11 protein-coding genes are annotated in these 13071 nt (G+C 50.2%); 4 read left to right on the top strand and 7 right to left on the bottom strand.

From position 1 onward, the window contains the following. Positions 1-26: 26 nt before the first annotated feature. Positions 27-1157 carry an aldo/keto reductase gene (locus tag SPIBUDDY_RS08635; protein WP_013607374.1) on the bottom strand — a complete coding sequence of 377 codons (1131 nt, stop codon included), beginning with the start codon at positions 1155-1157 and terminating at the stop codon, positions 27-29. 136 nt (positions 1158-1293) lie between these two features. On the opposite strand from SPIBUDDY_RS08635, the gene SPIBUDDY_RS08630 reads away from it, so the two are divergent. Both SPIBUDDY_RS08630 and SPIBUDDY_RS08625 read left to right on the top strand, forming a co-directional pair. Beyond that, positions 1294-2484: an MFS transporter gene (locus tag SPIBUDDY_RS08630; protein ID WP_013607373.1), complete on the top strand. Its 1191-nt coding sequence runs from the start codon at positions 1294-1296 to the stop codon at positions 2482-2484. A 46-nt stretch (positions 2485-2530) separates the two neighbouring features. Further along, on the top strand, positions 2531-3205 hold the full coding sequence (locus SPIBUDDY_RS08625) for a lysophospholipid acyltransferase family protein (RefSeq protein WP_013607372.1): 675 nt from the start codon (positions 2531-2533) through the stop codon (positions 3203-3205). Here SPIBUDDY_RS08625 and SPIBUDDY_RS08620 read toward each other — a convergent pair. The 3 genes from SPIBUDDY_RS08620 to SPIBUDDY_RS08610 form a co-directional block, all read right to left on the bottom strand. After that, positions 3202-4422, bottom strand: a complete 1221-nt coding sequence (locus SPIBUDDY_RS08620; RefSeq protein WP_013607371.1) for a lysophospholipid acyltransferase family protein — start codon at positions 4420-4422, stop codon at positions 3202-3204. The genes SPIBUDDY_RS08625 and SPIBUDDY_RS08620 overlap by 4 nt on opposite strands. Then, positions 4419-5732, bottom strand: coding sequence for an MFS transporter (locus SPIBUDDY_RS08615; RefSeq protein WP_013607370.1), 1314 nt, complete (start codon positions 5730-5732; stop codon positions 4419-4421). The genes SPIBUDDY_RS08620 and SPIBUDDY_RS08615 overlap by 4 nt, the downstream gene beginning before the upstream one ends. Positions 5733-5810: 78 nt before the next feature. Continuing rightward, positions 5811-7031, bottom strand: coding sequence for a serpin family protein (locus tag SPIBUDDY_RS08610; protein ID WP_013607369.1), 1221 nt, complete (start codon positions 7029-7031; stop codon positions 5811-5813). 122 nt (positions 7032-7153) lie between these two features. Between SPIBUDDY_RS08610 and SPIBUDDY_RS08605 the strand changes: the two genes are divergently transcribed. Then, on the top strand, positions 7154-8686 hold the full coding sequence (locus SPIBUDDY_RS08605; RefSeq protein WP_013607368.1) for a 4Fe-4S binding protein: 1533 nt from the start codon (positions 7154-7156) through the stop codon (positions 8684-8686). Here SPIBUDDY_RS08605 and SPIBUDDY_RS08600 read toward each other — a convergent pair. After that, complete coding sequence (locus SPIBUDDY_RS08600; protein ID WP_041381263.1) at positions 8683-9564, bottom strand: AEC family transporter; 882 nt, start codon at positions 9562-9564, stop codon at positions 8683-8685. The two genes, SPIBUDDY_RS08605 and SPIBUDDY_RS08600, sit on opposite strands and share 4 nt — an antisense overlap. Before the next feature lie 151 nt (positions 9565-9715). Between SPIBUDDY_RS08600 and SPIBUDDY_RS08595 the strand changes: the two genes are divergently transcribed. Further along, positions 9716-11860 carry a putative bifunctional diguanylate cyclase/phosphodiesterase gene (locus SPIBUDDY_RS08595; RefSeq protein ID WP_013607366.1) on the top strand — a complete coding sequence of 715 codons (2145 nt, stop codon included), beginning with the start codon at positions 9716-9718 and terminating at the stop codon, positions 11858-11860. On the opposite strand, the gene SPIBUDDY_RS08590 is transcribed toward SPIBUDDY_RS08595, so the two are convergent. Next, a complete protein-coding gene (locus tag SPIBUDDY_RS08590) occupies positions 11832-12125 on the bottom strand; it encodes a hypothetical protein (RefSeq protein WP_013607365.1) in 294 nt (97 codons plus the stop codon). The genes SPIBUDDY_RS08595 and SPIBUDDY_RS08590 overlap by 29 nt on opposite strands. Continuing rightward, a complete protein-coding gene (locus SPIBUDDY_RS08585; RefSeq protein WP_013607364.1) occupies positions 12122-13069 on the bottom strand; it encodes an alpha/beta hydrolase fold domain-containing protein in 948 nt (315 codons plus the stop codon). Before SPIBUDDY_RS08585 ends, SPIBUDDY_RS08590 begins: the two co-directional genes overlap by 4 nt. Positions 13070-13071 lie beyond the last annotated feature (2 nt).

Genomic DNA, 13071 nt, shown 5'->3' with positions numbered 1-13071 from the left:
TAACTTGGGAAAAAAGACGAGAGCCCTCAGAACCGCAGTGATTCCAGTTCACTGTGTACCCGTTTCAGGTCCTCAGGGATATTGATATGCTGAGGGCACAAGGGGACACACTGACCGCATTCGGTGCAGGAAGTCGGGCGTTTGCCCAGCTCCTTGGCATTCTCCCACTGCGCCTGTATCACCTGATAGGAGTCAAACATCCTCTGCTTGTTCCACAGGGCAAAATTGCCGGGAATGTCGACACCGAAGGGACAGGGCATGCAATACTTGCAGCCCGTACAACCGTTTCCGACTCTGTCACGCATGGTTTGTCCGATTGCATCGAGGGTAGCACGCTCAGCCTTTGAAAGCCTTTTGGGAGACTGAAACGTTTTTAGGTTCTCTATCACCTGTTCAGGTGTGGACATGCCGCTGAGAATTACCTTCACATTTGGATGGTCGGCGACCCACCTTAGTGCATAGGAAGCACTCGAGGCCGAAGGATCGAGTGCCTTGAGTTTTGCTTCGAGGTCGGGGGGAAGATTGGCCAGCAAACCACCTTTTATGGGCTCCATCACGATGACGGGTATACCCAGCTTGGTACTCAAATCATATCCCTTATCTCCCGCCTGGTCCTCGGTATCCAGATAGTTGTACTGCAGTTGGCAAAAGTCCCAGGTCCTGGAGGCGGCGATATATTCGAAATCCTCATAGATTGAGTGAAAGGAGAAGCCTAGCTGTTTGATCTTGCCTACCTTCTGCTGTTCTTCAAGATAGCTGACCACCCCAAGCTCTTGCATACGTACGTAGGCTTGTTTATCAATGGCATGGATGAGGTAAAAATCGAAGTACTGATGCTGCAGGCGTTCCAACTGTTCAGAAAATAGGCGTTTTGCATCATCCAGTGTTTTTACGAGCCATTGCGGCAGTTTGGTTGCCAGTTGGTAGGTGTTTCTTGGATATTGCTTGAGAAACGAACCCAAAAAAAGTTCGCTCTCCCCATTGTGATAGGTATAGGCGGTATCGAAATAGGTGACTCCGCTCTCATAGGCCTCTTTGAGCATTTCAGATGCAACTGCTCTGTCGATGCTGAGCGTATCAGAAAGCGGCAGGCGCATCGCGCCGAAGCCCAAGAGGGAGGTAGTGAGGTCGGCTTTCTCCCATGTTCTCGTTTCCATGGCGGTCTCCTTCGTTGAATATGTCATTCAGCATACCATGAATTCTGCAAATATTGGGTATTCAATGGGTACATTTCTTGCCTCCTGTACGTTCTAGGCGTATGATGGGCAAGGTTTGCCTACAAGGGGGAGGAACATGCGATACACAAGAAACATTGGTTTGGCCTATGCATTCTCATTTTCCCTCAGCCTCTCCTTCACCCATGGCCTTTGGATGATCTACCTTGCCGGCAAGGGTTTCTCCCTGATGCAGTTGGGTCTGCTCGAGGCAATCTTTCATAGTACTTCGTTTCTGATGGAAGTCCCAACCGGTTCGGTAGCTGATATCTGGGGAAGAAAGGCAAGCCGCATTGCAGGCAGGGTCAGTTATACCCTGAGTCTGGTTTTCATGCTGTACAGCTCCACATTCCTCTTGCAGGTACTTGCCTTTGTGTTGAGTGCATTGGGATACAACCTTGAATCGGGAGCCGGCGATGCCCTGCTGTATGACTCACTGCTGCTTGATGGTCAACAAGATCGATACATCAAGGTGAAGGGCAACGATGAGCTGATCAACCAGATAGGGTCAATCCTGTCCTTCTTGGTGGGGGGCTATCTTGCTTCCCTCAATTTCGCTCTCGCGTTCTATGCGACCATCGGTTCTGCCGTCATTGGCTTATGCATAGCGCTTTTCTTTCGTGAACCGGAGTTGGAAAAGCAGGAAAGCAGAGTGAGAACGTCGGTCTGGGCATCGGTACTTTCCTCCTTGAAAAGCCAAATTCTGGACAGTGGCAAGGTATTCAAAAAAACACCGCGTATCGGTTTTTTCATTCTTTTCAGTGAGTCATTGTTCGCCTTCATGGTTTGCTTGTTTTTCTATTTGCAGAACCATTGGACACACCTGGGCTATGATCCAGCATCAATCGGTATCGTGTTTTCCATCCATGCAGCAGTTGCAGCATTCTTCTCGGTGAAAGCACATGCGATTGAGAAACGAATCGGTCAAAAAGGATTACTAGTCTGCTGTCCTCTCATGCTGCTTGTCACGCTTTGGGGAGTGGCGCTCACGCCCTATTCGATGGCCTTCTACGTATTGTCAGCATCCATTGAAGGATTGTTGATCCCCACTATTTCGACCTATCTGAATCAATTGATTCCCTCCAAGTTCAGAGCGACCATCCTCAGTTTCCAGAGCATGGCCTACAGCCTGTTCATGATTGCCATTTTCCCCTTGGTCGGACTTGTGGGCAACCTTGTTTCCTTGAGGGTTGCCTTCGCTTTACTGGCCTGTCTTGCCACTTTGCTGGTGATACCCTACTTGGTTATGCTATCCAAGCAGAAAAGGTGACCATGTACTTCTTGGCAGGAGGGGGGCAGTCTGCTATTATGAGGCAATGAAACTGTCAGAACGCATGATCAACAGCCTGCTGAGGACATTCTTCAGGCTCTTTTTTCGCATCGACCGCAGTGAGCTTGCCAAAGTCCCGCAAGCCGGCCCTCTTTTGATGATGGTGAACCACACCTCGAATTTGGAGGGACCGATGCTGTATGCTTTCCTCCAACCCCGTCCGTTGCATGCCATTGCAAAGCAGGAACTGTGGGAACACAAGTTCATGGCGTATCTGATGAACACGTGGAAGAGTATTCCTGTTGATCGGCAGAATATGGGCAGAAGCACGATGGATGCTTGTTTCAAGGTGCTGGATGAGCAGCACATCCTTGCCATCGCTCCTGAAGGGACGCGTAGCAAAGATGGATGCCTGCAGGAAGGCAAGGGAGGCGTTGCCTTCATCGCCCATAAGAAGGATGTCCCGATGATTCCCGTAGTTGTCATGGGCTTCAATTCGTTCTCCAAGAACATCAAACGCCTGAAACGGACCGTTATCACCATCAAGGTTGGGGAAGTTTTCGAGATTATCCAGAAGGGAGGGCGCATTGATGGCGATACCCGCCAAGCCCTTGCGGATGAGATCATGCTCCGCCTTGCGATGCTGATGCCCAACGAGAGAAGGGGTCATTACAAGGACCATCCGATTTCCTTTACCTTGACGAAGACAGTCAAAGCTTAAGGCACCAAATCATCACTGGTTTTCTGTAAACCTTGAAATACCGCTTCATGCATGAGGTCCAGGCGCTTTCGGCGTCCGCCTTTCTGTGTTTCTTGGCATTGGAAACGAATTGGATCCCCGATGAGAATGGTGGCTCGCTTTCTTTTGGGACTGTAGCGGGTGTTTATTGAGCCTCCAGCAAGACGATTGTTGACATCCAGAAGGTTCAGCGCAACTTCAATATTGCGATTCTGCTTATTGCTTCCCTCTGCGTAGAAGGGGTCCAGGTATTCCAGGATATCGACAACTTGGCTGATACGTAAAAAGTGGAGGGCTCCTGCCTGCCTGTAGGCAATGCTTGCCTGCTTTACAAACGGGCGTGGACTTTCTTTCTGGTTGAACAGGGTGTCCTCACCTGCATAGCGGAGCCCGAAAAGTCTATCCAATAGTTTCCCTTCTCCACAGGTAAGCCCTGCTTGCTGTTCTCCGAGTGTAAGCAAGGCTTCACAAAGCAGATTCCTGCGTACAAGGAAATCGGGTTCATCCGAAAGCGGAAGGCCAAAGAACGAAGCAACCAGCTGGAGACTTTTTTCACAAGCTTCCAGTAGCCGCCCTCGATCGTCTTGGTTGGTAAGGAGAAGCCCGGTTTCTGCCTGCCAACGCCTGAGCAGGGAATCTAGACTGTTGGTATAATGGTAGCCAATGGCGATGGGGAGAATGGTTACATCCTTGTTGCTTTCCAAAGCCCAGGAAGCCATGGTTGCAACCCCCATTTCAATAGGTTGGCAACGGTGGCTGTGATAGGTGACCTGTCCTTCCGGTGCCAGTGTGAGAGGAAAACGCCCCTGACTTACTTCCTTGCGCAGATAGCGCATGCCTTCCTTGTTGTTCCCGCGATTCTGTACTGCTACAAACCCCAGGCGTGGGAAGAGAAACTTAGTTGCCTTTCCAGCCCAGTTCAGGACATCCCGTCCATAGAGAAACGTCAGATGACTTTCTTTTACAGCCGCCAACAGGGCAGGGGCATCCTCCTTCGCTGTATGTCTGAAGGCAATGATGAGACTCTGCTTCCCCTCTCTGAAGGTTTGTATTTCCCGTGTAAGAATAGGGCGGTTAACCACTTTCAGGGTGTTGATGCCCAGTGCAAACCGCACATAGGGCCTCCCAATGATGCGGCTGAATCGGTAGATAGACCTGCTGAAGTGCGGGGTGGGGAATTGTTCAGTAGATTTGTTCACGCGTTGTCCCGCTTTGCAATCATCTGTTCATAGTAGACCCGGTCTATGGGATAGGTGCGCAAAATCCAAATACCGGCAATATACCAGAGAAGCGGCAAGGGTCCGCAAATGAGCACAATGCCGATTTTTGCAACCTCACTGATGTGTTCACTCTGATATCCGAACAAGGCAAGTATCCATCCATTCAGTGCGAGGGCCAATGCTTGTCCGAGTTTGCTGGAGAACGTCCAGAGGCTGGAAAAAACTCCCTCACGCCTTCCTTTGTTCCTTGTCACCGCGTCATACTCGACAATGTCGGGAAGAATGGAATGAGGCATTACATAGTGGGTGGAAAGCCCAACCCCTGCAAAACCCATCACAATGACTCCGAAGGTAGGTCCGAGCTTGGTCCCTAGCAGGCTGAACAGCATTACCGCTACGGACATAATGGACATGCCGATCATATAGCACGCCTTCTTCCCGATGCGTTTGGATACCTGGACCCAAATCGGGATACACAGCAGGCTGAAGGACAATAGGGCGACAAGGGCGAGTTGGAAAAGGCCTTCGTTGCCGAATATGTAGGCGAAATAGTAGACCAGCGCACCTTGGATCATGGAAGTGCCGGTGATGAAAAACGTCCAGGGAAGCAAGGCGGAGAGGAATACCTTCTCCTTCATCACATCGGCAAACGTGGATGCAAAGCCATCGAGCTCGCTCGTTCCTGAATAGGTGGGCTCCTTGATGGCGAAAATTGTTGCCAAGGTGGAAAAGAGCATGACTGCTCCCATGAAGGTTCCCATCATCGACCATCCCACCGAGACGGAGCTGAACAAGCCGATGATCGGCATGACCAATGCCGCTCCCACAAAGGTTCCCACTACGGCGAAACTCATGCGGTATCCAGTGAGGATTGTCCGTTGGTTGTAGTCTTCGGTCAACTCCGGCAGCAAGGCAGCGTAGGGGATGTTGACCAAGGTATAGGCAGTATTGAGTGTACAGTACAGGAAGGTGACATACACAAACAGTCTCATCTGGCTGGAAAGTTGGACAGGAGTGAACATCAGACCCATGCAGAAAAAGGAGATGATGGCCCCTACAAACATGTAGGGCCTTCTGCGTCCCCATCGGGTACGGGTCCGGTCTGATACATAGCCGGTGATCGGATCGGTGATGGCATCCCATACTTTGCCGATCATCAGGGCGGTACCGGCAAGGGCCGGCAAAAGGCCGATGATATCGGTGAGGTAAAAGAGCAGGTAAAAGCCCATGATGGTGAAAAAGAGATTGCCGCCCAAGTCTCCTATGCCGAACCCGAGCTTGGTACGCATGCTAAGGTTTTTGATGATGTGCCTCCACGTTTTTAGCAGTGTACATCACCGGATGTCGCTTCTCAAGAACGTTTTGCGTTATGGCTTCGGATTCTCCAGTACTCCCATGAAGAGCGGGATATGCATTTCAAGGTCCAAAATCGCATAGACGAAGGGCCGATTGAAAATCAGGCGCAAGGAACTCTGAGGTGCCATGCTGGTTGCTTTCATCATGACAGCGGTGACGGCTGCGGCTTCTGTACCGGCCTCATCGACACGGATGAATGTCTTGTGCAGTACCTCGTCGATGACAGCTTCGGGCTGTTTGGAAGCAAGCATGGCTGAGAAATCAGCCTTGTTCGTATCGAATGCGTACTGCATTCCCATAGCTTGGAGTTCATCCACCAAGCTGTCGGAGTATCTGCTCTCGAATTTGGGAAAGGAAAGGTCGATGTTCGTATACTGTGCCTCTTCAAATGCTGCAAAGAGTGAAGATGAGAAACCCTCATGTTTCTGCTGTGAGAGGAAGGACTGCAAATCCTTTTCCTCATCGACCAGGATGGCTGTTAGGATATATCGCTCGTTCTTATAGGGCAAAAAAAGGTAGGAAGCCCCATTCTGATGGAGATAGGGAAAATGGCCTTCTTGATTCAGGAACAACGAAGAGACATCACCTTGGGTTGTGTGGAAGGTCAAAGGCCGAGTCGCCCTTTCCTCGAATTCGTTTCTCCATGCATCCTTGAAGCTGATGGCGTTGATCACATAGAGAATCATGGAAGGCTCTACGCTATCGATGATGCTGTCGATGGCACCTTTGGTGGCATCCTTGACCCAGTCATTGATGGTTTTTGTGTTTTTGGGGGAGAGAAAATCGAGATTCCGAGCTTGTCCCTGATATGACTTTCTGACTCGGGAAAGAAAGGACGAGGAAAGTGTTACGTTTTCATTTGCCCACAAGCTGTTTGCGATGCTTACTTCCTTGGAAGTTTGTTTCAGGTAAGCAAGGCTCGCCAGATTCAATGCTTCCATGGAAAGTGAAGAGTCGGTGAGCACCCTAAGCATTTGGTCCTGCGTCTCTCCCTCAGCCCCGTTTGCAGTCATCGCGAGGGCGAGCAGCACAGAAAGGGGGGAAACCATCCGATTGGAGGCTTTTGCATCATGGGCAAAGAATAACTTGTCTGAAAACCCTTGTACTGACTTGACAAACAGCTCTGCCTGCTGCTCTTCTGAAAGCAGAGGCTTTTGTTGTTCCTGTACCGGCATGGCCGCCAAGGAAATACCGAGTAGCAGTACGAGCAAGGAAAGCGTAAGGGTTCGCATATCGTCCTCCTGATGAATACAAAGTGTAGCATACCCAGTAGGTTTTACCGATACTGAAGCAATGCTCCATATAGTTCACACAATCAGCTCATACGCTGGTACGAAATAGGAGAGGGCAAATCGTGAAAACGCTGAAGAAGAAGCATATTCGAATCCGAACAATCGTGCAGATTGTTTTTTTTGTCTGGGTGGTAGTGGTCATAGCCTTGGGAACGGCGGCAGAGCGGGGAGTAGTACTTCCGTTTACCCCCAGTACCGCTTCGTTGCACGCAATCTGTCCCTTCGGCGGCGTGGTGACGGCATGGAATTTGATTACCGAGGGTACCTTGGTCAAGAAAATCCATGATTCCTCGGTAATTTTAGGGGTCCTCGGACTGTTGCTTGCCTTGCTGTTCGGACCGGTCATCTGCGGTTGGATTTGTCCATTCGGAACATTCCAAGAGTGGGTAGGGCGTATTGGGAGAAAAATTTTCAAGCGACGCTACAATACCTTCGTTCCCCAAAAGATAGATCGATGGCTTAGACTGCTTCGCTACGTTGTGTTGGTGTGGGTATTGGTCATGACCAGTGTCTCAGCAACCTTGGTGTTCCAAGCCTACGATCCTTATTATGCACTCTTCTCATTCCTGCGCAGCGAGTTCTCCCTTGCCGGGACCATTATACTGGGCATTGTCGTTCTCCTCTCACTCTTTGTGGAACGCCCCTTCTGCAAGTATGCGTGTCCCTATGGAGCGTTGCTGGGCATCTTCAACCGGTTCCGAATTTTCAAGGTCCGCCGCGTTGAACAGACATGTATCAGCTGTTCCAAGTGCAATCGTGCATGCCCGATGAATATCGATGTGCAAGGTGGGGCCGCCGTTACTTCTGCACAGTGTATTTCATGCATGGAGTGCACCAGCGACCGCGCCTGTCCGGTGCCCAAGACGGTAACAACAGGCATAAAAGCCGATAAGGCAGTAGTCTCGACGAACAAGGTTGGTCTTTTGACTACAGCCATCCTTGTCGGAGGAATTCTCCTATCAGTTGCCCTGGGACTTTGGAGTACGGTATCCAGCAAACAGCCGGCCTTGATCAAGAGCGGTGACTTCGCCGGTTATGCCAATCCTGCCGACATTCGTGGCTCATATACCTACCGTGATGTCCTTAAGAGCTTTTCGATTCCCGAAGCATCCATACTTGCGGCATTCCAAAGAACTTCGCTCGATGAACGGCTGGGAGATTTGGAGACCCTTTGGGCTGGTGTAATTGCTGAAGGAGCTGAAGTCGGAACTGATTCGATCAGGCTGTTCGTCTCACTCTATACGGGTATTCCCTATGAGGCGGAAGAGACAACCCTGCTGCCTAAGAGTGCCATTGAGGTATTGGTCAGGGAAGGAAAGAATACTGATCCAAATTTTGAGCGCTATACGCGTGACGCGGTTACGCTGCCCGAAGGCCTTTCCACCCAACCTGTGGTTGTGAAGCCGGAAGCTGAAAGTGGTACCCTTACCTTTACCGGTAAGACAACACTTGGGGATTTATTGATCGCAGGCTACAAACAAGAGGAAGTGGAAGCCATTCTCGGCCCCCTGAAGAAAACCGACTCCATCAAGACGGTTGCTGAGAGCCAAGGCTTGAGTTTCTCTGAGGTTAAAACCAAAATACTCGAGCTTTAGCCTGCCAAGGCAAACGAGAGGGGAATGGTAATGACTCCCAGCAGTGTGGATGCCAGAACCATGGTGCTGGCAAACTGGTTGGGCAGTCCATACCGCAGCGGAAGGATACTGGTGAACATGGCAGAAGGCAGGGCGGTGGCGACAATGACCACCGTCCTGGTCAACCCGGTTAGGCCGAAAGCCATGGCAGCAAGATAGCCGATGAGGTAGCCTCCCACAAAACGCAGCAATAGAGCTCCTATGAGGTTCCAGCTAAAGGTGAACTTGATCGATCGTATGGAGACTCCCAGAGCAAAAGCTGCCAGGGGGGAGGCGGCTTCTCCTGCAAAGGTGAAGGTTGCCACAAGGCTGGAGGGCATGCTCAACGGTGTCAGCCGAAAAAGAAAGCCCAGCACCACTGCCCAGAGAATTGGGGAATGGAACATGGACAGCAAGCTCTTTTTGCTGAAGCCGCCTGTTATGACCAGAATGCCGAGGGTGAACATGAAAATGCCCTGTACTTGGTCATAGATGAGGATGAGATTCATAGCCTCCATACCTCCCCAGAGTTTCATCAGGGGGATGCCTAAGAAGCCTGAGTTCATGAATACAAGGGGAGGGACGGTCGAACGGATATCCTCTTTGGCGAGCTTTGCCCAAAGAAATGCTGCTGCAAATAACAGAATACAGACCAAGGCGGATGCCTTGGATATATCGCTGATGGCTTGGCCGCTGAGGTCGCTTTCTGTCAGGGAGATGAAAATGAGTGCCGGCATAAAGAAATCCGAGACTACGTTCACCAAATCCTGTACCTTGATTGTGTATAAGGCGCTGAGCACATAACCACCCAAAACAACGAGCAGGATGGGCAGCATTTGTAAAAATGATGAGGCTATCATGAGGGGTACTATAGGAGAAAGAACATTTGCTTGCAAGCCTGCATGCTCTGCTTGAGAAATTGTAAAAAAATATGAGCATATAATCAGAGATTCCTTGATTCTCCTCTTTCTTGCGATATACTGAAGACACACCAGCGGTGTAAGGAGCTGTATGCGAAATACTCGCTTGTATAGTAATTGGAAAGCCCTGCCGAACAAGGGTGTTCATATACAGCGAAGAGGACATGTCGCCATTCGGCTCATTCTCGCGGGTTTCCCTATTGTCTTGATCATTATTCTCGCATTTTTTCTCTTCTACACCCGCCTCGATGCATTGCTGGATGAAGAAAAGCAAAATCAGTATGAGCATCGGGCCCGCCAATGTGCCGACCTCATCACCTTCCAAATAGAGGCTGACCGCAATCGGCTTATTGCCCTGGCTCAATCGCTTTCTACGCTCTCTGCACAAGAAAGCCTCGAGGTTGTGCACGGCATTGTCAATGCAGATATCAATCTCGTTCTTGACCAACATTCATCAATGACTCAATCCTTCACCGTAGATTCCCAGCAAATGATCCATAGCGTCGCCTTGCAGCTCGCCGACGGCAAACAAGCCTTTCTGCAACTGAAAGTCAATCCGCTATCGTATTATAATTTGCTTGCGTGTCCAGAGTATTCGGAAAGTTCGAGTATGCTCTGGGCGGCAGAACATGGTGAGATACTCTGGCACTTCAAGGATGATGCACAGCAATTTGAGCCGAAGACGTTGCAAGAAATGGTTCCAGCGTGGAAGCAAGGGCAACAGATGCAAACCCTGCAAAAGACTGGATTGTCCTTCATTTCCATTATGCCCCTTGGCGATGGCTATGGCTATTTTGTCCTTGAAAGTCAAGACAGGCTACTTGAGATGGCGTATCTGACAATTCTCCAAGCTTCGCTTTCCATGGCTGTTTTGGTCTCTCTGCTTTTACTTTCTCTTTTGGTCTACCTGCTCTACAAAGACCATGTGTACGAACAAGAGCTCATGCATCTGGCATTTCAGGATGAATTGACCGGGTTGCCGAACAAAAACCATTTCGTACAGGAGTCCTCCCTGTTGCTTGAGCGGGCGCGTAGTCCCTATGCAGTCATCATTTTCGATATTGGAAAGTTCAAGCTTATCAATGACCACTTCGGCTATGCCTTCGGGGACTCTCTCTTGGTGCATTTCTCCAAAGTCCTGCCACGCTATACAACCAAGGACGGTGTGTGCGCCCGCCTTAGCGGGGACAAGTTCATTCTTTTATGCAGTTATCGGGAAAAAGAGACCTTGGAACGAAGAATCAGTGTTATCACTGAAGAACTCAAAAGGTTTTCATTTCCTGGTACGTCTCCCTTCCAGCTGGACATACTCATCGGTGTCTCCTTGATCGAGGGCAACAAGGTACCCATCAACCAAGCCGTCGACAAGGCACTGTTCGCCCTCTCTGCACTCAAGGAACGGCAGACCAGCGGCCACCTCTACTACGACGAAGTATTGCGTTCCCAGTTGCTTGAGGAGAGTGAATTGGAAAAGGTATTCACCAAAGCACTCAAGGATGGTGAATTTCATATCGTACTTCAGCCAAAGTACTCGCTTACGACTCGTCACCTGGTCGGCTGTGAAGCCTTGGTGAGGTGGGATCATCCGAGCAAAGGCTTGTTGCCTCCTTCCCAGTTCATCCCCTTGCTGGAAAAACACAATCTTTTGGTGACACTGGATATGTTTGTGCTTGAGCAAGTTTGCAAGCTCGTCAGGCAATGGCAAAGCAAAGGCTTGCCGATTCACCCGATTTCAGTCAATCAATCACGCTCCTACCTCTTCAATACCCATTATGACCAATCACTGGTCGATATGATCGACCGCTATGAAGTACCCCACCATCTCATTGAGTTCGAGTTGACTGAAAGCCTGTTCCTCAACGATGTAAAGCATCTTTCCCTGGTACTGGCTTCGCTGCGATCTCACTCGTTTCTCGTATCCCTTGACGATTTTGGCAGCGGTTACTCCTCCCTTACCATGCTCAAGGATGTTGCCATCGATGTAATAAAATTGGACCAGGGCTTCCTCAAGGGTAGTGATGAGCATCAAAGAGGAATGGTTGTTGTCCAGCACATTATCTCCTTGGCGAACCAGTTAGGCATCACAACTGTAGCAGAAGGCGTTGAAACCCGCGAACAGGTGCAGATGCTCCAACAGCTGGGTTGTGATGTCGTTCAGGGGTTCTTTTTCAGCCAACCCTTGCAGGTAGCGGAGTATGAAGCGCTGCTTATCGATGACCGTCTCCCTTCTTCCTGACCAAGGAGAGGGTTCCGAAACCTCCCACAATTGCCAGATAGAAGCCAAACTCATACCACCATCCTGTATTGTGTACTGCATAGATGCGTATGGCTGGATTGAACAGGCGTACGATAAGGGCGATGGGGGCCATCCAACCATGCCATACACCCAAGAAGAATCCTGCTACGTTTGACGTCGGCTGCATTGCATCACGTGCAAGGCAGCCGCTGAGAAGCAAAATCACTATAAGGGAAACACAAAGCAATAGTACTGGTTTCTTCATATCCGGCCTCCAATAATATGAGCAATTCTGGTTTGGGCGCGTCGTGCTTCAGGAATGGGGAAGAGCGGATAGTCATGATTCATCCGCTTTGCTTCATGATATTCCAACATGACCAACTCCTGTTTTGCCTTTCGCTTCAGTGAGCGGGCATCGGCAAGAAAAAGTTCATGGGTCCCTACAAACAGGGTGATCGGTGCTAATCCAACAAGCGAACCGTACAATGGGCTCACCCGCCAATCCTTTGGGTCGACCTCCCCGCTCCAAGCTTTTCCATAGAGGAGCAGCTGTTCCTTGGAAAGCATGGGGTCGCTCTTTTGGAGAAAGTCGGTAGCCGGGTTGGCTAAGGCAATATCCAGCCAGGGGGAGAGAAGGATGATGTGATCAAGTTCTTTCTTCTGCCTCTCGTCCATGCTCTGTGCCAGGGCAAGGGCAAGTCCACCACCTGCAGAATCTCCCATAAGGGTGAGATGATCACTTTCCTGCATCCTGTAGAGCCGCAGAAGGGACGGCAGTACCTTGGTGACCTGGTGGTCGGGAGCCTTTGGGTAAATGGGAACGATGATGCGACAATTGCTGAGGCGCATGATGCGTTCAAGGAACATCCAGTGTGCGAACGAAGGTTGTTCGACATAGGCCCCGCCGTGAAGGAAAAACACCAAGTTGTGCGATCGTTTGTCCCCAAGGCTGAATACCTGCATGTTCTCAAAGGCGAATTCCTCTATGGTGGCAAGCAGGCTCAGGCCCAAGGGCAAGGTGTATACTTGCCGATTGAGAAGTGCCAACTCATCCAGACTCTTATACAAAGGGACCAAACTTTGGTGAATTCTCAGATAGAGCAACCGTTCACCCATGAAACTGGACGCACTGCGTTTCTCCCGGATTCTCACTATGACGGAAAAGGCCGTCAGAACTCCAAGGAACAACAGCAGTGCACGAATATCCATAG

Origin of the sequence: Sphaerochaeta globosa str. Buddy (assembly GCF_000190435.1) — a bacterium.
In the GTDB taxonomy this organism is placed as follows: domain Bacteria; phylum Spirochaetota; class Spirochaetia; order Sphaerochaetales; family Sphaerochaetaceae; genus Sphaerochaeta; species Sphaerochaeta globosa.
The sequence above is the reverse complement of the archived record's forward strand: the minus strand, read 5'-3'. Positions and strand labels throughout refer to the sequence as shown.

Bases quoted from the DNA above. Each gene is read 5' to 3' on its own strand.
- SPIBUDDY_RS08635 (WP_013607374.1), bottom strand. From the start codon at position 1,157: ATGGAAACGAGAACATGGGAGAAAGCCGACCTCACTACCTCCCTCTTG.
- SPIBUDDY_RS08630 (WP_013607373.1), top strand. From the start codon at position 1,294: ATGCGATACACAAGAAACATTGGTTTGGCCTATGCATTCTCATTTTCC.
- SPIBUDDY_RS08625 (WP_013607372.1), top strand. From the start codon at position 2,531: ATGAAACTGTCAGAACGCATGATCAACAGCCTGCTGAGGACATTCTTC.
- SPIBUDDY_RS08615 (WP_013607370.1), bottom strand. From the start codon at position 5,732: ATGCGTACCAAGCTCGGGTTCGGCATAGGAGACTTGGGCGGCAATCTC.
- SPIBUDDY_RS08610 (WP_013607369.1), bottom strand. From the start codon at position 7,031: ATGCGAACCCTTACGCTTTCCTTGCTCGTACTGCTACTCGGTATTTCC.
- SPIBUDDY_RS08600 (WP_041381263.1), bottom strand. From the start codon at position 9,564: ATGATAGCCTCATCATTTTTACAAATGCTGCCCATCCTGCTCGTTGTT.
- SPIBUDDY_RS08595 (WP_013607366.1), top strand. From the start codon at position 9,716: ATGCGAAATACTCGCTTGTATAGTAATTGGAAAGCCCTGCCGAACAAG.
- SPIBUDDY_RS08590 (WP_013607365.1), bottom strand. From the start codon at position 12,125: ATGAAGAAACCAGTACTATTGCTTTGTGTTTCCCTTATAGTGATTTTG.
- SPIBUDDY_RS08585 (WP_013607364.1), bottom strand. From the start codon at position 13,069: ATGGATATTCGTGCACTGCTGTTGTTCCTTGGAGTTCTGACGGCCTTT.